Annotated in this window: 15 protein-coding genes; 7 read left to right on the top strand and 8 right to left on the bottom strand. The window is 68.0% G+C overall.

From position 1 onward, the window contains the following. Window positions 1-167: 167 nt before the first annotated feature. From WK25_RS05710 to WK25_RS05695, 4 genes are all read left to right on the top strand, one after another. The gene (locus tag WK25_RS05710; protein WP_040143822.1) at window positions 168-1,541 is read left to right on the top strand and encodes an MdtA/MuxA family multidrug efflux RND transporter periplasmic adaptor subunit; all 1,374 of its coding nucleotides are present in this window, start codon (window positions 168-170) and stop codon (window positions 1,539-1,541) included. 15 nt (window positions 1,542-1,556) lie between these two features. Next, window positions 1,557-4,676 (top strand): MdtB/MuxB family multidrug efflux RND transporter permease subunit, encoded by a 3,120-nt coding sequence (locus WK25_RS05705; protein ID WP_069241153.1) that lies wholly within the window; start codon window positions 1,557-1,559, stop codon window positions 4,674-4,676. Between the two features lie 104 nt (window positions 4,677-4,780). Beyond that, window positions 4,781-8,089, top strand: coding sequence for an efflux RND transporter permease subunit (locus WK25_RS05700; RefSeq protein ID WP_069241152.1), 3,309 nt, complete (start codon window positions 4,781-4,783; stop codon window positions 8,087-8,089). A 138-nt stretch (window positions 8,090-8,227) separates the two neighbouring features. Then, window positions 8,228-8,611 carry a VOC family protein gene (locus WK25_RS05695; RefSeq protein WP_069241151.1) on the top strand — a complete coding sequence of 128 codons (384 nt, stop codon included), beginning with the start codon at window positions 8,228-8,230 and terminating at the stop codon, window positions 8,609-8,611. A 238-nt stretch (window positions 8,612-8,849) separates the two neighbouring features. Here the strand turns inward: WK25_RS05695 and WK25_RS05690 are convergent, their stop codons facing one another. Then, on the bottom strand, window positions 8,850-10,304 hold the full coding sequence (locus WK25_RS05690; RefSeq protein ID WP_069241150.1) for an NYN domain-containing protein: 1,455 nt from the start codon (window positions 10,302-10,304) through the stop codon (window positions 8,850-8,852). Between the two features lie 261 nt (window positions 10,305-10,565). Between WK25_RS05690 and WK25_RS05685 the strand changes: the two genes are divergently transcribed. Beyond that, window positions 10,566-11,192, top strand: a complete 627-nt coding sequence (locus tag WK25_RS05685) for an SDR family oxidoreductase (RefSeq protein ID WP_040143817.1) — start codon at window positions 10,566-10,568, stop codon at window positions 11,190-11,192. 89 nt (window positions 11,193-11,281) lie between these two features. On the opposite strand, the gene WK25_RS05680 is transcribed toward WK25_RS05685, so the two are convergent. Next, window positions 11,282-11,833 (bottom strand): peroxiredoxin, encoded by a 552-nt coding sequence (locus tag WK25_RS05680; RefSeq protein WP_069241149.1) that lies wholly within the window; start codon window positions 11,831-11,833, stop codon window positions 11,282-11,284. Window positions 11,834-12,112: 279 nt separating this feature from the next. Between WK25_RS05680 and cdpA the strand changes: the two genes are divergently transcribed. After that, window positions 12,113-13,852, top strand: coding sequence for a cyclic di-GMP phosphodiesterase CdpA (gene cdpA / locus WK25_RS05675; protein WP_197416224.1), 1,740 nt, complete (start codon window positions 12,113-12,115; stop codon window positions 13,850-13,852). A gap of 27 nt (window positions 13,853-13,879) precedes the next feature. Continuing rightward, complete coding sequence (locus tag WK25_RS05670) at window positions 13,880-15,400, top strand: HDOD domain-containing protein (protein ID WP_040143814.1); 1,521 nt, start codon at window positions 13,880-13,882, stop codon at window positions 15,398-15,400. Window positions 15,401-15,506: 106 nt separating this feature from the next. Here WK25_RS05670 and WK25_RS05665 read toward each other — a convergent pair whose 3' ends face one another. From WK25_RS05665 to aruF, 6 genes are all read right to left on the bottom strand, one after another. Then, entirely contained in the window at window positions 15,507-16,301 is a 795-nt protein-coding gene (locus WK25_RS05665; RefSeq protein ID WP_059543741.1) for an ABC transporter substrate-binding protein, read from the bottom strand. A gap of 353 nt (window positions 16,302-16,654) precedes the next feature. Beyond that, a complete protein-coding gene (astE, locus tag WK25_RS05660; protein ID WP_069241148.1) occupies window positions 16,655-17,704 on the bottom strand; it encodes a succinylglutamate desuccinylase in 1,050 nt (349 codons plus the stop codon). Window positions 17,705-17,711: 7 nt separating this feature from the next. Next, window positions 17,712-19,052 carry an N-succinylarginine dihydrolase gene (gene astB / locus WK25_RS05655; protein WP_040143811.1) on the bottom strand — a complete coding sequence of 447 codons (1,341 nt, stop codon included), beginning with the start codon at window positions 19,050-19,052 and terminating at the stop codon, window positions 17,712-17,714. 14 nt (window positions 19,053-19,066) lie between these two features. After that, the gene (gene astD, locus WK25_RS05650) at window positions 19,067-20,530 is read right to left on the bottom strand and encodes a succinylglutamate-semialdehyde dehydrogenase (RefSeq protein WP_040143810.1); all 1,464 of its coding nucleotides are present in this window, start codon (window positions 20,528-20,530) and stop codon (window positions 19,067-19,069) included. 7 nt (window positions 20,531-20,537) lie between these two features. Continuing rightward, window positions 20,538-21,584, bottom strand: coding sequence for an arginine N-succinyltransferase (astA, locus tag WK25_RS05645; protein ID WP_059543744.1), 1,047 nt, complete (start codon window positions 21,582-21,584; stop codon window positions 20,538-20,540). After that, window positions 21,581-22,633, bottom strand: coding sequence for an arginine/ornithine succinyltransferase subunit alpha (gene aruF / locus WK25_RS05640; protein ID WP_059543746.1), 1,053 nt, complete (start codon window positions 22,631-22,633; stop codon window positions 21,581-21,583). The genes astA and aruF overlap by 4 nt, the downstream gene beginning before the upstream one ends. Between the last annotated feature and the right edge of the window lie 5 nt (window positions 22,634-22,638).

The raw sequence follows: 22,638 nt of genomic DNA, 5'->3' as shown, positions 1-22,638 counted from the left end.
GACGGGACGTAGCATCATGCCCATCGTCGCGCCGCATTCGCGCAGCGCACCGCTCTTTCCCGCGCGAACCGGAAGGGCCGGACCGAGCCGGCCTTCCGAACCGCCTATCCACGCGCCGCTCCAAGCCCGTTTCCCGGCACGCCGCGCCGTCTTCCTGACAGCACACGATGGACAACCAACAAAAGCCCACGCCCCCTTCGAAGGACCCTGCTTCGCCCGCACCGCGCCGCCCGCGCCGAACGCTGGCGCTCGGCACGCTCGCGGTCGTCGTCATCGGCGGCCTGCTGTGGTGGCATCCGTGGAACCGTACGCCCGCGGGCACGCCCGCCGCAGGCACCGGCGCATCGGCCGCAAGCGCCGGCGGCGGCCATCGCGGCCGTGGCGGCCCCGCCGCGATGGCGAACGTTCCACAACCCGTGTCGGTCGCGACCGCGACGCAAGGCGAGATGCCGATCGTGCTGTCGGCGCTGGGCACCGTGACGCCGCTCGCGAGCGTGACGGTCAAGACGCAGCTATCGGGCTATCTGCAGTCGGTCGCGTTCCAGGAAGGCCAGATCGTGAAAAAAGGCGACCTGCTCGCGCAGATCGACCCGCGCCCGTATCAGGTCGCGCTGGCAAACGCCGAAGGCACGCATGCGCGCGACGCGGCGCTGCTCGCAACGGCCCGCATCGACCTGAAGCGCTACCAGACGCTGCTCGCGCAGGATTCGATTGCGTCGCAGACGGTCGACACGCAGGCGTCGCTCGTCAAGCAATACGAAGGGACGGTGAAGACCGACCAGGCGGCGATCGATTCCGCGAAACTCAATCTCGCGTACGCGCGCATCACGGCGCCGGTGTCGGGCCGCGTCGGCCTGCGCCAGGTCGATCCCGGCAACTACGTGACGCCGGGCGACACGAACGGCATCGTCGTGATCACGCAGTTGCAGCCGATGAGCGTGATCTTTACGACATCGGAAGACAACCTGCCGCAGATCGTCAAACAGGTGAACGCCGGCCAGAAGCTGTCGGTCACCGCGTACAACCGCAACAACACCGTGCCGCTCGAAACGGGGACGCTCGAAACGCTCGACAACCAGATCGATACGAGCACCGGCACGATCAAGCTGCGCGCAACGTTCGCGAACAAGGACGGGCTGCTGTTCCCGAATCAGTTCGTGAACACGCGGCTGCTCGTCGACGTGATGCGCAATGCGACGATCGTGCCGACGTCCGCGGTGCTGACCGGCTCGATCGGACAGTTCGTCTACATCGTGAAACCCGACAACACGGTGACGGTGCGCAAGGTCAAGGTCGGCCCGGTCGACGGCGAGCGCACGAGCATCGTCAGCGGCGTCGCGCTCGGCGAGCGCGTAGTCACCGATGGCTCCGACCGGCTGCGCGAAGGCTCGAAGATCACGATTCCCGCCGACAAGCCGAGCGGCGCATCGGGCGCACGCGGCGGCGCCGCGCCGGGCGCATCCGGCGCATCGGCCGCGGCCGGCCATCGCGGCGGGCACAGGCACGGCGCGTCGCAGGCAGCGGCCGCCGCGGCCCAGTAACGCGCGGGCCGCTCGATGAATCCGTCCCGTCTCTTCATTCTCCGGCCGGTCGGCACCGCCCTGCTGATGGCGGCGATCATGCTGGCCGGTCTCGTCGCACTGCGCTTCCTGCCGCTCGCCGCGCTGCCCGAGGTCGACTACCCGACGATCCAGGTCCAGACCTTCTATCCGGGCGCGAGCCCGGAGGTGATGACGTCGGCGGTCACCGCGCCGCTCGAGCGCCAGTTCGGCCAGATGCCGTCGCTGAACCAGATGTCGTCGCAGAGCTCGGCCGGTGCATCGGTGATCACGCTGCAGTTCTCGCTCGACCTGCCGCTCGACATCGCCGAACAGGAAGTGCAGGCCGCGATCAACGCGGCCGGCAACCTGCTGCCGTCCGACCTGCCGGCCCCGCCGATCTACGCGAAGGTGAACCCCGCCGACGCGCCGGTGCTCACGCTCGCAATCACGTCGAAGACGCTGCCGCTCACGCAGGTGCAGGACCTGACCGACACGCGCCTCGCAATGAAGATCTCGCAGATCGCGGGCGTCGGCCTCGTCAGCCTGTCGGGCGGCAACCGGCCGGCCGTGCGGATCCAGGCTAACCCGACCGCGCTTGCACAGTACGGGATGAACCTCGACGACCTGCGCACGACGATCTCGAACCTGAACGTGAACACGCCGAAGGGCAACTTCGACGGCCCGACGCGCGCATACACGATCAACGCGAACGATCAGCTCACGAGCGCCGACCAGTACAACGATGCGGTCGTCGCGTACAAGAGCGGCCGCCCGGTGATGCTGACCGACGTCGCGAAGATCGTCGCCGGCTCGGAGAACACCAAGCTCGGCGCGTGGGTCAATTCGGAGCCCGCAATCATCCTGAACGTACAGCGCCAGCCGGGCGCGAACGTGATCGCGACCGTCGACGCGATCAAGGCGCAGTTGCCGAAGCTGCAGGAAACGCTGCCCGCCGCGCTCGACGTGCAGATCGTCACCGACCGCACGACGATGATCCGCGCGGCCGTGCGCGACGTGCAGTTCGAGCTGCTGCTCGCGGTTGCACTCGTCGTGCTGGTGATGTACCTGTTCCTCGCGAACGTGTACGCGACGATCATCCCGAGCCTGTCGGTGCCGCTGTCGCTGATCGGCACGCTGGCCGTGATGTACATGGCCGGCTTCTCGCTGAACAACCTGTCGCTGATGGCGCTCACCATTGCGACCGGCTTCGTCGTCGACGATGCAATCGTGATGATCGAGAACATCGCGCGCTACGTCGAGGAAGGCGACACGGGCCTCGAGGCCGCGCTGAAGGGATCCCGGCAGATCGGCTTCACGATCATCTCGCTGACGGTCTCGCTGATCGCGGTGCTGATCCCTCTGCTGTTCATGGGCGACGTGGTCGGCCGGCTCTTCCACGAATTCGCGATCACGCTCGCGGTGACGATCGTGATCTCGGCGATCGTGTCGCTCACGCTCGTGCCGATGATGTGCGCGAAGCTGCTGCGCCATTCGCCGCCGCCCGAAAGCCACCGCTTCGAGGCCCGGGTGCACCGTGCGATCGACTGGGTGATCGCACGCTACGCGGTCGCGCTCGAATGGGTGCTGAACCGCCAGCGCTCGACGCTCGTCGTCGCGCTGCTCACGCTCGCGCTGACCGCCCTGCTCTACGTGTTCGTGCCGAAGGGCTTTTTCCCCGCGCAGGACACCGGCGTGATCCAGGCGATCACGCAGGCGCCGCAGTCGATCTCGTACGGTGCGATGGCAGAACGCCAGCAGGCGCTCGCGGCCGAGATCCTGAAGGATCCGAACGTCGACAGCCTCACGTCGTTCATCGGCGTCGACGGCAGCAACATCACGCTGAACAGCGGCCGGATGCTGATCAACCTGAAGCCGCGCGACGACCGCACCGAAACCGCCGCGCAAATCATCCGCGGACTCCAGCAGCGCGTCGCGAACGTGACCGGCATCACGCTGTTCATGCAGTCGGTGCAGGACCTGACGATCGACTCGACCGTGAGCCCGACGCAGTACCAGTTCATGCTGACGAGCCCGAATCCGGACGAGTTCGCGACCTGGGTGCCGAAGCTCGTCGCGCGGCTTCAGAAAGAGCCGTCGCTCGCCGACGTCGCGACCGACCTGCAGAGCAACGGCCAATCGGTGTACATCGAGATCGATCGCGCGAGCGCCGCGCGCTTCGGCATCACGCCGGCGACCGTCGACAACGCGCTGTACGACGCGTTCGGCCAGCGCATCGTGTCGACCATCTTCACGCAGTCGAACCAGTACCGCGTGATTCTCGAGTCGGAGCCGAAGGAGCAGCATTACGCGCAATCGCTGAACGACATCTACCTGCCGTCCGCCGGCGGCGGCCAGGTGCCGCTGTCGTCGATCGCGTCGTTCCACGAACGGCCGTCGCCGTTGCTCATTTCTCACCTGTCGCAGTTCCCGTCCACGACGGTTTCCTTCAACCTCGCACCGGGCGCGTCGCTCGGCGAAGCGGTGAAGGCGATCGGCGCGGCCGAGAAGGACGTCGGCCTGCCCGGCTCGTTCCAGACGCGCTTCCAGGGCGCGGCGCTCGCGTTCCAGGCGTCGCTGTCGAACCAGCTGTTCCTGATCCTCGCGGCGGTCGTCACGATGTACATCGTGCTCGGCGTGCTGTACGAGAGCTACATCCACCCGATCACGATCCTGTCGACGCTGCCCTCGGCCGGCGTCGGCGCGCTGCTCGCGCTGATGATCACCGGACACGATCTCGACATCATCGGGATCATCGGGATCGTGTTGCTGATCGGCATCGTGAAGAAAAACGCGATCATGATGATCGACTTCGCGCTCGAGGCCGAGCGCGTCGAAGGCAAGCCGCCGCGCGACGCGATCTATCAGGCGTGCCTGCTGCGCTTTCGGCCAATCCTGATGACGACGCTCGCCGCACTGCTCGGCGCAGTGCCGCTGATCGTCGGCTCGGGCGCCGGTTCCGAGCTGCGCCAGCCGCTCGGGATCGCGATCGCGGGCGGCCTCATCGTGTCGCAAGTGCTGACGCTGTTCACGACGCCGGTGATCTACCTCGGCTTCGACCGCCTCGCGCGCCGCGCGCGCGGCTGGTTCGAGCGGCACGGCCCCGGCCGCGACGCAGGCAAGCAAACGGGCGCATAAATGACACAACCCCCACGCTCACTTCGTTCGCGTGGGGGGGCGCAGCCCCCCCATCTTCCGAAAACGCATCCGTCGGAACACGCGGCGGCCCGGCGAGTGCCGACATGAACCTGTCGCGCCCCTTCATCACCCGCCCCGTCGCGACGACGCTGCTCGCGCTCGGCGTCGCGCTCGCGGGCCTGTTCGCGTTCATCAGGCTGCCGGTGTCGCCGCTGCCGCAGGTCGACTTCCCGACCATCTCGGTCCAGGCGTCGCTGCCCGGCGCGAGCCCGGAGACCGTCGCGACCAGCGTGACGAGCCCGCTCGAGCGGCACCTCGGCTCGATCGCCGACGTCAGCGAAATGACGTCGACGAGCACTGTCGGCAACGCGCGGATCATCCTGCAGTTCGGGCTGAACCGCGACATCGACGGCGCCGCGCGCGACGTGCAGGCCGCGATCAACGCGGCGCGCGCCGACCTGCCCGCGTCGCTGAAGAGCAACCCGACGTACCGCAAGGTGAACCCGGCCGATTCGCCGATCATGGTCGTGTCGCTCACGTCGGAAACCGCTTCGCCCGCAAAGGTCTACGACGCCGCGTCGACCGTGCTGCAGCAGTCGCTGTCGCAGATCGACGGAATCGGCCAGGTGACGGTCAGCGGCTCCGCGAACCCGGCCGTGCGCGTCGAACTCGAGCCGCATGCGCTGTTCCACTACGGGATCGGCCTCGAGGACGTGCGCGCGGCGCTCGCGTCCGCGAACGCGAACAGCCCGAAAGGCGCGATCGAGTTCGGCCCGAAGCGCTACCAGCTCTATACGAACGACCAGGCGTCGAAGGCGTCGCAGTACGCGGATCTCGTCGTCGCGTACCGCAACGGCGCGGCCGTGCGGCTGTCCGATCTGTCGGAGGTCGTCGACGGCGTCGAAGATCTGCGCAACCTCGGCCTGTCGAACGGCAAGCGCGCGGTGCTCGTGATCCTCTACCGCTCGCCTGGCGCAAACATCATCGAGACGATCGACCGCGTGCGCGCGGCGCTGCCGCAGCTTACCGCGTCGCTGCCGGCCGACATCACGGTCACGCCGGTGCTCGACCGTTCGACCACGATCCGCGCATCGCTGAAGGACACCGAGCACACGCTGCTGATCGCGGTCAGCCTCGTCGTGATGGTCGTGTTCCTGTTCCTGCGCAACTGGCGCGCGACGCTGATTCCGAGCGTCGCGGTGCCGATCTCGATCGTCGGCACGTTCGGCGCGATGTACCTGCTCGGCTTCTCGATCGACAACCTGTCGCTGATGGCACTGATCGTCGCGACCGGCTTCGTCGTCGACGATGCAATCGTCGTGCTCGAAAACATCACGCGCCACATCGAGAACGGCAAGCCGCGGCTGCAGGCCGCCTTCGACGGTGCGCGCGAAGTCGGCTTCACGGTGCTGTCGATGAGCATCTCGCTCGTCGCAGTGTTCCTGCCGATCCTGCTGATGGGCGGGATCGTCGGGCGGCTGTTCCGCGAATTCGCGCTGACGCTGTCGCTTGCGATCGGCGTGTCGCTCGCGGTGTCGCTCACCGTGACGCCGATGATGTGCGCGCGGTTGCTGCGCGAGCCGCACGACGCGCACGAGGAGGGCCGCTTCGGCCGCTTCCTCGAGCGTTTCTTCACGCGGATGCAGCGCGGCTACGAGCGCTCGCTGTCGTGGGCGCTGCGCCGGCCGATGCTGGTGCTGCTGATCCTGTTTGCCACGATCGGGCTGAACGTGTACCTGTACGTCATCGTGCCGAAGGGCTTCTTCCCGCAGCAGGACACGGGGCTGATGATCGGCGGCATCCAGGCGGACCAGTCGACGTCGTTCCAGGCGATGAAACTGAAGTTCGCCGAGATGATGCGGATCGTGCAGGCCAACCCGAACGTGAAGAGCGTCGCGGGTTTCACCGGCGGCACGCAAACCAACTCCGGCTTCATGTTCGTCACGCTGAAGGATCGCACCGAGCGCAAGCTGTCGGCGGACCAGGTGATCCAGCAGTTGCGCAAGCCGCTGTCGGACGTCGCGGGCGCGCGCACGTTCCTGCAGGCTGCGCAGGACATCCGCGTCGGCGGCCGGCAGAGCAGCGCGCAGTATCAGTTCACGCTGCTCGGCGACTCGAGCGCCGAGCTGTACAAGTGGGGGCCGCTGTTGACGGAAGCGCTGCAAAAGCGCCCCGAGCTGACCGACGTGAACTCCGACCAGCAGCAAGGCGGCCTCGAGGCGATGGTGACGATCGACCGCGCGACCGCAGCCCGCCTCGGCATCAAGCCCGCGCAAATCGACAACACGCTGTACGACGCGTTCGGCCAGCGCCAGGTCTCGACGATCTACAACCCGCTGAACCAGTACCACGTCGTGATGGAAGTCGCGCCCAAGTACTGGCAGAGCGCGGAGATGCTGAACCAGGTGTGGATCAGCACGTCGGGCGGCAGCGCGAACGGCTCGCAAACCACCAATGCGGCGGCCGGCACCTTCGTCGCCACGTCGGCCGGCACGTCGAGCGCGGGCACGGCCGCCACCAGCGCCGCGGCGATCGCGTCCGATTCCGCGCGCAACCAGGCGCTGAACTCGATCGCGTCGAGCGGCAAGTCGAGCGCGTCGTCGGGCGCGGCGGTGTCGACGTCGAAGTCGACGATGATCCCGTTGTCCGCGATCGCGACCTTCGGCCCGAGCACGACGCCGCTGTCGGTGAACCACCAGGGGCTGTTCGTCGCGACGACGATCTCGTTCAACCTGCCGCCGGGCGTGTCGCTGTCGCAGGCGACCCAGGTGATCTACCAGACGATGGCGCAGATCGGCGTGCCGCCGACGATCGTCGGCAGTTTCCAGGGCACCGCGCAGGCGTTCCAGCAGTCGCTGAACAACCAGCCGATCCTGATCCTCGCGGCGCTGCTGGCCGTCTATATCGTGCTCGGGATCCTGTACGAAAGCTACATCCATCCGATCACGATCCTGTCGACGCTGCCGTCGGCCGGCGTCGGCGCGCTGCTCGCGCTGCTGCTGTTCAAGACCGAGTTCAGCATCATCGCGCTGATCGGCGTGATCCTGCTGATCGGTATCGTGAAGAAGAACGCGATCATGATGGTCGATTTTGCGATCGACCAGACGCGCAACAGCCACAAATCGTCGTTCGACGCGATCCACGAGGCGTGCCTGCTGCGCTTCCGCCCGATCATGATGACGACGATGGCGGCGCTGCTCGGCGCGCTGCCGCTCGCGTTCGGCCATGGCGACGGCGCCGAGCTGCGCGCGCCGCTCGGGATCGCGATCGCCGGCGGCCTGATCATGTCGCAGGTGCTGACGCTCTATACGACGCCGGTCGTCTATCTGTACATGGACCGGTTGCGCGTGTGGAGCGAAAAGCGCCGAAACCGCCGCGGCAATTCCGGCGGACCCGCGGTGGCGGGCGAGTAAGGGCGTCACGAGCGGCCTGACCAGGCGCGGCAATGTGCAAGCGGCCGTCCGACGCGACGGCTTGCATCCTTGCGCAGCCGCCGCGATCGACTATCGTATGTCGATGTCCATTCTTGCGCCCGCGCGCGGGAAACCGCCATGAACGTCCAGCTCAACCATACGATCGTCTGGTGCCGCGACAAGCACGCGTCGAGCCGTTTTCTTGCCGAGCTTCTGGAACTGCCGCCGCCCGCGCCATTCGGCGCGATGCTGGTCGTTCGGCTCGACAACGGCGTTTCGCTGGATTTCTACGAGAAAGGGGGAGACATCACCGCGCAGCACTACGCGTTCCTGATCGACGAAACCGCCTTCGATCGCGTGTACGCGCGCATTCGTGAGCGCGAGCTCCCGCACTGGGCCGATCCTGCGAAGCGGCAGCCCGGCGAGATCTACCGCCACAACGGCGGGCGCGGCGTGTACTTCGACGATCCGGACGGACACTTCCTCGAAGTGATGACGCAGCCGTACGCGCTGAACGGGTGACGACGCGCGCCGGCCGGCGTCGAACCTGCGCCGGCCGGCACGCACCTGGCGGCTGACGAGAGCGTGGGGTGACGCTCGCGCTCCGGCGCGTCACGCCGGTGGTGCGAATGTGCATGGCACGAAGTCAGCGGCGCCGCGGACCAGCGCGGCGCCCGCTGCGATCGAAAGGACGCTGGCCAGTGTGATGACGTGAACGCCGCTGGCGACGTCGGGCGGACGCCGCCCCGGCGCGCGGACCTTACTCGGTGGCGGCAGCCGTCTTGCGTGGGCGGCGCGCGCGGGTCGCCGTCTTGCGGGCCGGCTTCTTCGGTTTGGCGTCGGTTGCGGGTTCGCTCGCTGCTTCGCCGGCGGATTCGGCTACCGGTGCTGCAGGGGCCGCGTCGGCCGCCTGCTGCGCGCCAGCCGCCGGTTCCGCGCCGCGCCGATCGTCCCGATGGTCCGCATCGCGATGCGTCGCCTCCACATGCTGGGCTGACGCGTGCGGATCGTCGCCGTGCTTCGACCCGCCGTGCGCGCTGTCGTCAGGCTTGGCCGCCGCCTGGCGGCCGCTCTTCGCGTCGCCGCCCTTCTTCGCGCCGGCCTTCTTCGCCGCGCTCTTGCGCGCGCGCTTGCGGCCGTCCTTTGCGTCGCCGTGCGGCTCGTTCGCTTCGACCGCGTCCGCCGTGGCTGCCGGCACTTCGCTCGCGACGCCGACGTCCACGGCGACGGCCTCTTCTACCTCGGCCTGCACCGTTTCCTCCGCGGCCGTTTCGGCACGCTTTCCGCGATGGCGCGACTCGCGCTCCGCGTGGGCGGCTTCCGCGTGACGTGCGCCGTGCCCGTGTTGCACGGCCGCGGCGTCGCGTGCCGCTGCCACAGGCTCGGTCACGGCCGGCTGCCGCGGTCGCGACACGAACGCGCCCGACTTGTCGTCGCGCCCCACTTCGAGCAGGCCGCGCGCCTGCGCTTCGTCAAGCAGGTTGCCGAACGCGCGAAAACCGTAATACGACTCGTTGAAATCCGGCTTGCGGCGCTTGATCGCACTCTTGAGCACCGACGCCCAGATCTTGCCGACGTCGTCGCGCTCGGATGCCAGCGCGTCGAACGTCTCGACCGCGAGGGCAATCGCCTCGCTGCGCCGCGCCTCGAGTTCAGGCTTGCGCGACGGCTCGTCGGCGCGCTTCGCGCCGCCGTTGCCGGTGCGCTGCTGTTCGCGCTTCGCGAGCGCGCGCTGCTGCTCGCGCACCAGGTCGTCGTAGAAAATGAATTCGTCGCAGTTCGCGACCAGCAGGTCCGACGTCGACTGTTTCACGCCGACGCCGATCACCTTCTTCGCGTTCTCACGCAGCTTCGACACGAGCGGCGAAAAATCCGAATCGCCGCTGATGATCACGAACGTGTCGACGTGCGACTTCGTGTAGCAGAGATCGAGCGCGTCGACGACGAGCCGGATGTCGGCGGAATTCTTGCCCGACTGACGCACGTGCGGAATCTCGATCAGCTCGAAGCTCGCTTCGTGCATCGCCGCCTTGAAGCCCTTGTAGCGATCCCAGTCGCAATAGGCCTTCTTCACGACGATGCTGCCCTTCAGCAGCAGCCGCTCGAGCACGGGCTTGATGTCGAATTTCTCGTACTTCGCGTCACGCACGCCGAGCGCGACGTTCTCGAAGTCGCAGAACACGGCCATGCTGACGTTGTCCAGGGGTAATGCCATGTGTACTCCAACCGGTTGGCCGCCGCGTTGTATTGCGTAGCGGCGAAAAATGCATCGCGCACATGATAGCCGGTCGGCGCAGCGATCCCGCAATCGGCGCATGCGACGGCGCGGCCGGCGGGGCGCCGCGCCGCGTGGCAGCGAGCGCGCAGTGGTATCGCCCCAATTACCCGCGCGCCGTCGGCCCAAATCGACATACACTTGAGTATCGGTCGTCCGTCCCTATCTGGATGGATGACGCATCGAGCGAGGAGCGGTTTCATGACGACGAAGGTACTGCTGATTGGCGCGACCGGCCGCACGGGCCAGGCCTGCGCGGATCTGCTGCTCAAGCAGCCGGAATTCGAGGTCACTGCGCTGGTGCGCCGGCACGGCTATACGCTGCCGGGCGCAAAGGTCGTCGAGGCCGATCTGACGGGCGATTTCTCGCACGCGTTCCAGGGCGTCACGCACGTGATCTACGCGGCCGGCTCGGCCGAATCGGAAGGCGCGACCGAAGAGGAGCAGATCGACCGCGACGCGGTCGCGCGCGCGGCCGAGCATGCGCTCGCGTACAACGTGCAGAAGCTGGTCGTGATCAGCTCGCTGACCGCTTACTGGCCGGAACGCAGCGGCGCACTGCGCCATTATTCGCAGATGAAGCGCGATGGCGACGAGCGCGTGATCGCGTCGGGCATCGATTACGTGATCCTGCGGCCCGGCCCGCTCGCGGACGGCCCGGGCGTCGGCAAGATCGCGCTGACCGAGGAGCGGCTCGACGCGGCGCCGCCGGTGTCGCGCCAGGATGTCGCGTGGGCCGCGATCGAGGCGATCAAGCTCGGCATTTCCCGCAAGGTCATCGGCTTCGTCGGCGGCAGCGTGCCGATCGAACAGGCGTTGCGCGCATGACCGATGCGCGCGGCTATCGCGGCCGCGCGTTTCGTCGTGCCGGCGGCCCGCGATGCGGGCCGCTTTACTATAGGCTTACTGCTCGCGACTCACGGCTTCGGATGCGCGTCGGCCCACGCCTTCACCGCGGCGAGCGTGTTCTCGACGTGCTTGTCCGGCGACAGGCTCGTGTATTCGTACAACACCTTCCCTTCCGGCGAAATTACGTACGACACGCGGTTCGCGCGATCGAGCGCGGGCAGCTTCGCGTCGTATTCGCGGATGATCTTCGCGTCCGGATCGGCCGCGACCGGGAACTTGCTGCGGCACTCGCTCACCGAGAACTTCGTCAGCGTATCGATGTTGTCGGCCGATACGCCGATCACCGTCGCCCCGTAAGCCTTGTAACGATCGACCGCATCCGCGAACGCATGCGCCTCGATCGTGCAGCCCTTCGTGAACGCGGCCGGATAGAAATACAGCACCACCGGCCCGTGCTTCAGCGCATCGGCGAGCGAGTACGTGTAGGTCTTGCCGCCCAGCGACGCCTGCGTCGTGAACCGGGGCGCCGGATCGCCCGACTTCAGTTGCGCCTGTGCAACCACTGCATGACCGGCAACCAGCAGCGCCGCCGCGGCGCCCGCCCATAGTTTTCGCTTCATCTGCGTCCTCATTTCTTATAAAGTCAGCCCGAAGTAGGCCACACCGGCGTTCGCGTGTCGAACACCGGGATGCATGACCGGCCGGCGGCAGCGCCCCACGTTGCCGCCGGCCGGTTAAAGATTCCGCGCAAGCTGCCGTTAATCTTTCCGGACAACCGGTTCCAGCCCTAATCGTCAGCGAGAAACATGGAAGCCAACAGGAAACAGACGCCACGCAAGGGCTCCTGGCGCAGCGCCTTGCATACGCTGCGCCGCTTCGCCTGGTCAGGCGGCGCGCTGATGCCTGCGCGCGCCGGCGCGCCGCGTCGCGACGATACCGTGCGGAACTGGCTGGAACAGACGGTCGGCACGGTGGACTTCCTCGCGCACGTCGACCGCGAGCTGCGCTTCCTGTACGTATCCGATGCGAGCCTGCGCTTCATCGGCTACCACCGCGACTACCTGCACACGCTGACGCTGCGCGACCTGATCGCGGAACAGGATACCGCGGCGCTCGAAGGCTTGCTTGCACGCGCCGCGCGCTCGGGTCAGGTCGAGAAGACGACGCTGTGCATCGTCAAGTCGCTCACGTACCCGCTCGATGTCGAAATCCGTGCGTTCAAGAGCCGCCACCACGGCGTCGACGGCTTCGCGATCGCCGCGTTCGACGTATCCGCGTGGCGCGCGCTCGAGGCGCGGCTCACGTACGAGATGCACCACGATCCGATGACGGGGCTCGACAACCTGTCCGCGCTTGTGCCCGCGCTGATGCGTGCGCAGCAGGCCGCCGACGCGGCCGGCACCTGCGCCGCGCTGCTGCTGCTCGACCTCGACGACTACCAGCGCATCAATCGCGCGCTTGGCTACGACGCCGGCGATGCGCTGCTGCGCCAGACCGCGCAGCGGCTGCAGGCGCTGGTTACGTCCGACGAGCAGCTCGCGCGTGTCGCGAGCGACAAGTTCGCGATCGTGTTCACCGCCCCCGACCGCGCGCGCGCCAGCGACGCCGCCGACGCACTCGCGCGCAGGCTGCAGGCCGCCGTGCGCGAACCTTACGTGTACCAGGGGCAGACCGTCCATTTGTCCGCGAGCATCGGCATCGCGCTGTACCCGGACGAACGCGCGGCGCCGCACCGCGCTCAGCATCACAGCCCGCTGCTGCGTCGCGCCGACCATGCGCTCGCGCAGGCGAAGGCGTCGGGCGGCAATGCGCTCGCGTTTCATGCGCCGGTCGACGATCCGGCCGACGCCGAACGGCTCAAGCTCGAGGCCGACCTGTACGACGGCGTGCGCAACGGCGAGTTTTCGCTGCACTTCCAGCCGATCACGCGCAGCCAGTCGGGTGCGGTGGTCGGCGTCGAGGCACTGATCCGCTGGCGTCATCCGGTGCACGGGCTCGTTCCGCCGGCCACTTTCATACCGCTCGCCGAATCGATCGGCTTGATCAACTACCTCGGCAACTGGGTGCTCAAGGCCGCGTGCATGCAGCTCGTCGCGTGGGACAGCCAGGGGCTCGCGCTGCAGTACGTGGCCGTCAACGTGTCGCCGCAGCAGTTTCGCGACCCGCGCTTCACGCAGAGCGTGCGCGAGGCGATCGCGCTGACGGGCATCGACCCGCGCCGCATCGTGCTCGAAATCACCGAAAGCCTGCTGATGCATGATCCCGCGCAAGCCAAGGCGCTGCTCGAGGAATTGACCGAGCTCGGCATCCGTTTCGCGATCGACGATTTCGGCACCGGCTATTCGAGCCTCGCTTATCTGCAGCGCTTCCCGCTCGCGAAGCTGAAGATCGATCGCAGCTTCGTCGAGAATCTGCTGACGTCGCGCAACGACCGCGCGATCGTATCGGCCGTGGTCGGCCTCGCGCAGACGCTCGACCTCGAGCTCGTCGCGGAAGGCGTCGAGACGGAAGCGCAACGCGAGCTACTGACGGAGATGGGCTGCAATCACATCCAGGGCTGGCTCGTCTGCCAGGCGCTGCCTTCCGAAGAGCTCGCACGGCGCTTCGAAGCGCAGCAACTGCGCCTGCACGCCGCCTGACGCGCACGGCGAACCGGACGAATCCGTATGTCAATCACCGCACACCTGCCCCGCACGGCGCTGCTCGACAAGCTGTGGGCCCGGATGAACGAACGGGGCGACTTCCCGCTGCTGTCGGAATCGCTGCGCGCAACGATGGCCGCGATGAAGAACGACGATCTCGACTTCACCGCGCTCGTGCGCGTCGTGCTGTCCGATTTCGCGCTCACGCAGAAAGTGCTGCGGCTCGCGAATTCCGCGATGTACATGGCGTTCGGCGGCAACATCACGACGGTCACGCGCGCGCTGATGGTGCTCGGCATGGACACCGTCGGCCATCTCGTCGTCGGGCTGAAGCTGGTCGACCATTTCCACCAGAGCACGCCGCGCCGCATCGACGCGAAACTGGAGCTGAATCGCGCGCTGCTGTCCGGCTGCGTCGCGCGCAAGCTGACCGAGCACGCGGAGCTGCGCGGCGGTGAGGAAGCCGTCGTTTGCACGCTGATGCGCCAGGTCGGCAAGCTGCTCGTCGTCTGTTATCTCGACAGCGAATGGGACCGGATCCGCCGCCGCGCAGCCGAGCTGGACGGCGACGATGCGGCCGCGTGCGTCGACGTGCTGGGCGTCAGCTTCGAAGAGATCGGTGTCGAGGCCGCCGCGAGCTGGCGGCTGCCGGACGTGATCCGCGCGGGGATGTCGGACGGCAACGACCGCCGGGCGGACGCTGGCGGCGCGGACGACGACGACGATCGCGACGATCCCCGGCGGCCGCGTGACGCACACGCCGACGACAGCTCCGAGCGAGTGCACTGGCTGCGTGCCGTGAGCCGCTGCTCGACCGATGTCGCGGGCGCGCTGACGATGCCGGAGAGCCCGCAGCGCGACGCGCACATCGCGGCGCTCGCACAGCATTACGGCGCGGAGCTGGAGATCGAGGCCGACGAACTGGTCGAAATCGCGAATCGGCTCGCACGCGAGGAAGCCAGCGACACCGTGATGCGCGAGATCGTCGAACTGCGCGCGAACGCGGACGCGATCGCGCGCGCGCAGACCGAACCCGAGGCGTGCCTCGAAGCCGGCCTCGCCGACCTGCGCGCGCTGCCGTCCGAGCACGTGCTGACACCGGTGCTCGCGCTTGCGTCGGAGAGCCTGCTCGCGGGCCTCGCGTTCACGCGTACCGTGATGTTCGTGCGCCGCGGCGACGGCACGTTCGCCGCGCGTCTCGGCTTCGGGCCGGACGTCGACGCGGCGCTCGACCGGCTCGCGTTCGACGAGCGCTTCGAGCCGGACGTGTTCCATCTCGCGATCACGAACTCGGTCGGCATTTTCATCGAGCAGGCGCAGGACCCGAAGATGGTCAAACGGCTGCCCGCGTGGTATCTCGAAGCGCTGCCCGATACGCGCGCGTTCGTGCTGCTGCCGGTGCGGGCAGGCACGTCGACCGTCGCGCTGCTGTACGGCGACTGGGCCGGCGCGCAGCCCGCGCGCAAGATCACGCAGCAGGAGATGAGCGTGCTCAACGAACTCGCGCGCGAACTCGGACGGTTCTTCCCCGCGCAACCGGCGTAATGCGCGTGGCGGCCCGCCCGCCGGCCGGCGCACGCCGAACATCCGCGGCCCCAAAGCAAACCGGCCGCGAAGGCGGCCGGCTGCATCGTACGAAGGATCGAAACGCTTACTTGAGCGTGACCGGCACGCTGAAGTACTTCTTCGCGAGGGCGTCGATCGTGCCGTCCGCCTTCAGATCCTTCAACGCCTGATCGAGCGCGGTCTTCAACGCCGCGTCGTTCTTGCGCAGGCCGAAGCCGACGCCCGAGCCGAGGATCTCGGCATCGCTGACCGTGCCGCCGGCAAAGCCGAAGCCCTGGCCTTGCGGCTTCGACAGGAACCCCTTCGAGCCCGCTTCCGAATCCTGGAACGTCGCGTCGAGACGGCCCGACTTCAGGTCGGCATACGCGAGATCCTGCGTCTGGTACGGCACGACTTCGACGCCGGCCGGCGCCCACTTCTTCTTCGCGTACGCTTCCTGGATCGTGCCCTGCAGCACGCCGACGCGCTTGCCCTTCAGCGATTGCGGCGTCGGCAGCAGGCCGCTGCCCTGCTTGGCGATCAGCTGGTTCGGGATCGTGTAGATCGGATCGGTGAATGCGATCGCGTGCTTGCGCTGGTCGGTGATCGTCATGTCCGAGTTGATCGCGTCGAACTTGCGCGCCTGCAGCGCGGGGATCAGGCCGTCGAAATCGTTCTCGACCCACACGCACTTCGTCTTCAGCTTCGCGCACACCGCGTTGCCGATGTCGATGTCGAAGCCGGTCAGCTTGCCGTCGGGCGTCTTGTATTCGAACGGCGCGTACGAGGCCTCGACGCCGAAGCGGAGCTCCTTCAGATCCGCTGCCATCGCGCTGCCTGCCGCCACGGCCGATGCCGCCACTACCGCGTGCGCGGCCACTTTACGCCAATCCAACTTCATCAGGTGTTCTCCTCGATACTCGAATGTTCCGGAACTACGGGCGCATGCATCATTGCAGGGTCGAATGACACCCGCAATCGCGATGCCGCGCCTTGATGCGGCGCAACAGCCGCAAGGCCGCGATTGTACCAATCCGCGCGGCCCGGCATGGGAAAGCGGCGGCCGGCCTCCGATGGTGCGCTGCGGGTGCCGGCGTCACCGGCCGCGCTCGGCGAACTTGCAAGACGATGTCGCAAATACGCAAGCGCGCCGTATAAGCTGCCGGCGTGGCGGCCGCGCTCCCCGCGAACACGAACATCGGGGACGCGCTGCGCGGGCTGCGGGCCGCCGCGGCCGCGCGCGAGCGGCCACGTTCAGACGAGCGCGGCGAGCGTGTCGCGCGTCGTGTCGACGACGAGCAGGCCCGCGCGCAACCCCGGCTTTACGGCCGGATTCGGAAAGACGATCCGCTCCTCGTCGTGCTTGACCGTGTAGCGATACTCGCCGTCTTGCGCGAGCACGGTGCCGCGCGGGAACGCCGTGAAGTTCGCGACGTCGGCGGCGACGAACAGCTCGAGCGCATCGCTGCGCTTCGTGATCTGATCGATCACGGTAAACACGCGCGGCAACGGCGGACGGTCGCCCTCTTCGGCGGCGTCACCCCGGTTGCCCGACACGAGCTTGCGCACCGCACGATCGGCCGGCGCGAACCGGCTGAGGTCGTTCTGGCCGAACGGCCGAACCTTGCCGAGTTCGAGCGTGCATGCAAGCGCGCCGCAGTGCTCGGCCGTGAAATGCGAGTACGTGTTGCCCTTCGCGGTATGCAGCAGCACGGCGGCGATGCGCGCATCGCCGAGCCATTCGACCATTGCGCGCGTCGGCGGCGAGCCCGTGTGGGGCAGCAGCGCGAATTGCTCGAACACCGATGCGCGAATCGCCGTGTGCATGTCGATGTGCCAGCGCGCGCTGCCCGCCGGCGCCGCCGCGAAGAATGCGGCGGCCGCGTCTTCGAGCTGCGCGGCGCGCGGCGCTTCGCGGCTCGCCGGCACCTGCGCGTGACGGCCGCCGAACAGCCGGTTCAGGTCGTCGTCGAGATAGCGTGTGTCCGCACGCATCGCCGGCACGTTGCCGAGCACGACGAGCAGCCGGCACGCGAGCGGCAACGTGCCGGCGGCGATGTCGTGCACGAGCATCGACAGCAGTTCGATCGGCGCGGTCTCGTCGCCGTGCACGCCGGCCGACACGAGCACGCTCGCACGCGCGGCGTCACCGGTATCGCGCGCACCCGGCTCGAGCGCGAGCAGCCCGTCGCCGCGCCATTGCCAGCGTACCGCGCCGTTCGCACACGCGCCGTCCGTGACGGCCGGCGCATCGCCCGCGAGCGTGAACGCGAGGAAGTCGTCGAGCAGCGCGGCCGCCGGCATGCGCGACTCAGCGCTGGAAGTCATACAGCGATCCCACGCGCAGGATCTGCGTGAGCTCGTCGAGGGCCGTGCGCGATTCTTCGAGCAGTGCCGGATCGGCGAGGTCTTCCGGCGCGAGACGATCGCGGTAGTGCTTGTCGATCCACGCGTCGAGCGACGCGAACAGCGTGTCGTTGATCCACACGTTCGACGTGACGGCCGCACGCTCGGCGTCGTTCAGCACGACGCGCAGGCGCAGGCACGCGGGGCCGCCGCCGTTCTTCATGCTTTCGCGCAGGTCGAACACAAGTACGTCGCGAATCGGGCCGTTGCCGGCCGCGAGCCGGTCGAGATAAGCGGCGACGTTCGCGTTCTCGCGGCACTCCTGCGGCACGACGAGCACCTGCGAGCCGTCCGCGCGCGACAGCAGCTGGCTGTTGAACAGATAGGACGTGACGGCGTCGTTCACGCTCACCGCCGCATCGGGCACCTCGATCACGTTCAGCCGCGCGCCGCGCGCATCGAGCGCGGCCGTCAGCGTGTCGTAGATTGCCTGCTTGTTGACGAACGCACGCTCGTGCGTGAACAGCGTGTCGCGGTTGCCGACCGAGATCACGTCGTTGTGGAACACGCCCGCATCGATCACGTCCGGATCCTGCTGCGCATAGACCGTCGCTTCTTCCGCGAGCCCGTGGCGATGTGCGACCGCGCGGCTCGCCTCGAACGTCTGGCGCGCGGGGAAGCGCTTCGGCTCCGGCCCGCGGCGGTATTCGGCGCGGCCGTACACGAAGAATTCGACGCCCGGCTTGCCGTATTCGGCGCAAAAGCGCGTGTGGTTCGCCGCGCCTTCGTCGCCGAGCGCCGGCGTGCCCGTCAGCGCGTCGTGCACCGCGAAACGCGCGGGGTCCGCGAACAACGTCGACAGCGTGCGGCGCGTCGCTTCATGCTCGATCGCACGATGCAGCTTGCTGCACAGGTTGGCCGGCGTGAAATGCACGCGGCCGTCGCTGGTGTCGGCCGACGGGCTGACGGTCGCCGCGTTCGCGGTCCACATCGCCGACGCCGAGCTCGCGGCGGCGAGCAGTTCGGGCGCCTGCTTCGCGGCCTTCGCGATCACGTCCGCGTCCTTGCCGGAGAAGCCGAGCTCGCGCAACAGGCGCAGCGACGGTCGCTCCTGCGGCGGCAGCACGCCTTGCGCGAAGCCGAGATCCGCGAGCTGCTTCATCTTGCGCAGCCCCTGTTTCGCGGCCGCCTTCGGATTCGCGGCCGACTTCTCGTTGTTCAGCGACGCCACGTTGCCGAACGACAGCCCGGCGTAGTTGTGGGTCGGGCCGACGAGTCCGTCGAAATTGGCTTCTTGTGCGTTCATCGTCGTTCCCTCGATCAGAAATGCAGGCCCGGCGACAGGCTCGCGGGCAAGGTAAGTTGCGCGCTTTCCACCGACGCCATCGGATACGCGCAGTAGTCGGCCGCGTAGTACGCGCTCGGCCGATGGTTGCCCGAGCGGCCCGTGCCGCCGAACGGCGCGGCCGACGATGCGCCGTTGGTCGGGCGGTTCCAGTTGACGATCCCCGCGCGGATCGTGCGGCGGAAGTGCGCCCATGCGTGTGCGTCGTCGGCGAGCAGGCCGGCGGACAGGCCGAACGCGGTGTCGTTCGCGCGCTCGATCGCTTCGTCGAACGTCGCGTAGCGGACGATCTGCGCGAGCGGGCCGAAGTGCTCTTCGTCCGGCAGGTTCGCGACGCCGGTCACGTCGATGATCGACGCGTTCACGAAGCCGAGGCGCGGATCGCGCTGCGTCATCGCGATGATCGGTTTCGCGCCGTGCTCGATCAGGCGCGACTGCGCATCGACGAGCTTCGCCGCCGCGCGCGCCGAGATCACCGCGCCCATGAACGGCTGCGGATCGGCGTCGAACACGTCGGCCGTGATTTTCGACGTGACGTCGGCGAAGCGCGCGAGGAAGCGGTCGCCGAACGCGCCGTGCGGCACGAAGATGCGGCGTGCGCACGTGCAGCGCTGGCCGGCCGACAGGAACGCCGACTGGATCGTGTGATGTACGGCCGCGTCGATGTCCTCGACTTCGCCGATCACGAGCGGGTTGTTGCCGCCCATTTCGAGCGCGAGCACGATTTCCGGACGGCCGCCGAACTGCTTGTGCAGCAGCGTGCCGGTGTCCGAGCTGCCGGTGAAGAACAGGCCGTCGATCTGGCGGTGATTCGCGAGCGCGATGCCGGTGTCCTTCTCGCCCTGCACGAGGTTCAGCACGCCGGCCGGCAACCCGGCGTCGTGCCACACTTCGACCGTTGCGCGCGCGACGCCCGGCGCAAGCTCCGACGGCTTGAACACGACCGTGTTGCCCGCGATCAGCGCCGGCACGATATGCCCGTTCGGCAAATGGCCGGGGAAGTTGTACGGGCCGAACACCGCGACGACGCCGTGCGGGCGATGGCGCAGCACCGCGACGCCGTCGGCCATGTCCTGACGCTTCTCGCCGGTGCGCTCCTGGTACGCCTGGATCGAGATCCCGACCTTCGCGGCCATCGCCGCGACTTCCGTGCGGGCTTCCCACAGCGGCTTGCCGGTCTCGCGGCCGATCGCGGTTGCGATCGCTTCCTTGCGTTCGGTGAGCAGCGCCGCGAAGCGCTTGACGATCTCGCAGCGTGCTTCGAAGTCGAGCGCCGACCAGCCGGCAAACGCGCGGCGTGCGCTCGCGACCGCGCGGTCGACGTCGGCCGCGGACGCGCTCGCGCCCTGCCATGCGATCGCGTCGGTGCCCGGGTTGCGCGAAGCGAAGACGGGGCCCGAGCCTGCGACCCACGCGCCGTCGATGAAGAGTTCCGTCATGATTCGTTTATCCCTGTTTGACTTTGAGCGGCAGCACGCGGACCGGATCGCCGGCCTTCACGTCGAGCGCGGCGGCATCGTCGGCCGACAGCACGAACGCGCCATTCGCGACCACGCCCGGTGCGACGCCGACGCGGAAATCGTTGAGCGACGTGTTCGACACGAGCGACGTCGGCGCATGGCTGCCGCGCGCGTCTTCGCTTGCAACCGGCACGCCGATCGCGACCGGCACGACGACGCTTTCGCGGACCGTGCGCAGGTCGTTGATGTGGCATTCGAGCACCGGGCCCGCGTCGAAGATGTCGACGTGGTTCTGGTAGCGCAGCCCTTCGGCTTCGAGCATCTTGCGGGCCGGCAGCGTATCGCGGTGCGTGAGGCCGACTGCATCCTGCGCGTCCTGCGGCAGCAGGTCGACGTACACCGGATAGCGCGGCATCAGTTCCGCGAGGAACGACTTGCGGCCGTGCGAGCTCAGGTAGTCCGCCGCGTTGAAATCGATCTGATAGAAGTGCGAACCGACTGCGCGCCAGAACGGCGACGTGCCGTCCTCGTCGAAGTGGCCGCGCAGTTCCGCGCAGATGCGCTCCGGGAAGCGGTCGCGGAATTGCGCGATGAACATGAAGCGCGAGCGCGACAGCAAGCCGCCGACGCCGCCCGTTCGATAGCGCGGGCTCAGGAACAGCGAGCACACTTCCGCGTAGCCCGTAAGGTCGTGCGAGATGTTCAGCGCGGACATGCGCGTCCACACGCCGAGCTCCTGGCTCGCGTGCACGACCGTGCTCACGCGATAGTTGTAGAACGGTTGCTCGAGGCCGACCTGCGTCTCGATTCCGCACACGCCGGCGATGTCGCCCGTCTTCGAGTCTTCCATCACGAAGAAGTAGCCGGCTTCGCCGGGCGCGGCGTTGCCGTCGAGCGTGCGGCGCGCGCGTTCGATGCGTGCGGCAAGCGCGTCGCGATCGGGCTTGAACGTGGTCAGGCCCGGCCCGGTTTCCTGCGCGAGCGACACGAGCGCGTCGACGTCGCCCGTTTGTACGACCCGAACGACGATCATGCTGCGTCCCCCTTCAATTCTTCATCGTCGCGGCGATGCAGCGGCACGCAGCGCACGACATCGCCATCCTTCACATCGAGCGCCGCGCGCACGTCGCCGTCGAGCGGCGCCTCGTGCGTGTCGCCCGGCAGATCGGCCAGCACGCAGCGAAACGATTCGCCGCTGCCCGTCGACACCATGTACGCGACGTCGCCCTGCTGACGCGCCGCTTCGCGCACCGTGCGCTCCGCGCCGTGCTTCACGCATGCGGTGCGGTCGACCTGTGCGGTCAGCACCGGACCCGCGTCGAAGATGTCGACGAAGCGGTCCGGCTCGAAGCCTTCCTCGAGGTGGATGTCGTACGCGAGCAGTGCCGTTTCGTTCGGCTCGCCGAGTACGCGCTGCGCAGCTTCCGGCAACAGCGGCACGTACAGCGGGTACGCGGGCATCACTTCCGCGATGAATGTGCGGCTGCGGCCGCCCGACGCGATGTCGACGTCGGTGAAATCGCGGCCGAAGAACTTGCGGCCCACTGCTTCCCAGAACGGCGACGCGCCCGTGTCGTCGCTTACGCCGAGCAGCAGCGTGAAGACTTCCGGCGTGAAGCGGCGGCGGTTCGCGGCGATATACATCATCCGCGCGCGCGAGATCAGGTGCGCGGCCGCGTCGCCGCGCAGCGACGGGTCGACGTAGAAGCCGGCGAGCCGGCTCTTGCCGGTCAGCTCGTGCGACATCGTGAGCGCGTGGATCTTGCGGTTCACGTGCAGCTCGCGCGACGCGTGGATCAGCGCGTCGTTGCGAAACGCGTAGAACGGTTCCGAGTAGCCGGCCGCGGCCACGATGCTCGCCGTGCCGAGCAGCTTGCCGGTCGACGAATCCTCGAGCACGAAGAGGTAGAACTCTTCGCCGGGGAAGTCGACGTCCGCGCGAAACGAATCCTCGGACAGCGCGACGCGCGCTTCGAGCGCCGCGCGGTCGTGCGGCAGCGAGTGCAGGACGGGCTGCGCGGTGCGCGCCATGTGCGCGAGCGCATCGAGATCCGTGAGTTTGCCGGGGCGAACAAATAGCATCGTCG

The sequence above is a fragment of the Burkholderia latens genome, from assembly GCF_001718795.1.
In the GTDB taxonomy this organism is placed as follows: domain Bacteria; phylum Pseudomonadota; class Gammaproteobacteria; order Burkholderiales; family Burkholderiaceae; genus Burkholderia; species Burkholderia latens_A.
The sequence above is the reverse complement of the archived record's forward strand: the minus strand, read 5'-3'. Positions and strand labels throughout refer to the sequence as shown.

What these genes read in the sequence shown, in the direction of transcription:
- WK25_RS05710 (WP_040143822.1), top strand. Translation starts at nt 168, where the DNA reads ATGGACAACCAACAAAAGCCCACGCCCCCTTCGAAGGACCCTGCTTCG.
- WK25_RS05705 (WP_069241153.1), top strand. Translation starts at nt 1,557, where the DNA reads ATGAATCCGTCCCGTCTCTTCATTCTCCGGCCGGTCGGCACCGCCCTG.
- WK25_RS05700 (WP_069241152.1), top strand. Translation starts at nt 4,781, where the DNA reads ATGAACCTGTCGCGCCCCTTCATCACCCGCCCCGTCGCGACGACGCTG.
- WK25_RS05695 (WP_069241151.1), top strand. Translation starts at nt 8,228, where the DNA reads ATGAACGTCCAGCTCAACCATACGATCGTCTGGTGCCGCGACAAGCAC.
- WK25_RS05690 (WP_069241150.1), bottom strand. Translation starts at nt 10,304, where the DNA reads ATGGCATTACCCCTGGACAACGTCAGCATGGCCGTGTTCTGCGACTTC.
- WK25_RS05685 (WP_040143817.1), top strand. Translation starts at nt 10,566, where the DNA reads ATGACGACGAAGGTACTGCTGATTGGCGCGACCGGCCGCACGGGCCAG.
- WK25_RS05680 (WP_069241149.1), bottom strand. Translation starts at nt 11,833, where the DNA reads ATGAAGCGAAAACTATGGGCGGGCGCCGCGGCGGCGCTGCTGGTTGCC.
- cdpA (WP_197416224.1), top strand. Translation starts at nt 12,113, where the DNA reads ATGCCTGCGCGCGCCGGCGCGCCGCGTCGCGACGATACCGTGCGGAAC.
- WK25_RS05670 (WP_040143814.1), top strand. Translation starts at nt 13,880, where the DNA reads ATGTCAATCACCGCACACCTGCCCCGCACGGCGCTGCTCGACAAGCTG.
- WK25_RS05665 (WP_059543741.1), bottom strand. Translation starts at nt 16,301, where the DNA reads ATGAAGTTGGATTGGCGTAAAGTGGCCGCGCACGCGGTAGTGGCGGCA.
- astE (WP_069241148.1), bottom strand. Translation starts at nt 17,704, where the DNA reads ATGCCGGCGGCCGCGCTGCTCGACGACTTCCTCGCGTTCACGCTCGCG.
- astB (WP_040143811.1), bottom strand. Translation starts at nt 19,052, where the DNA reads ATGAACGCACAAGAAGCCAATTTCGACGGACTCGTCGGCCCGACCCAC.
- astD (WP_040143810.1), bottom strand. Translation starts at nt 20,530, where the DNA reads ATGACGGAACTCTTCATCGACGGCGCGTGGGTCGCAGGCTCGGGCCCC.
- astA (WP_059543744.1), bottom strand. Translation starts at nt 21,584, where the DNA reads ATGATCGTCGTTCGGGTCGTACAAACGGGCGACGTCGACGCGCTCGTG.
- aruF (WP_059543746.1), bottom strand. Translation starts at nt 22,633, where the DNA reads ATGCTATTTGTTCGCCCCGGCAAACTCACGGATCTCGATGCGCTCGCG.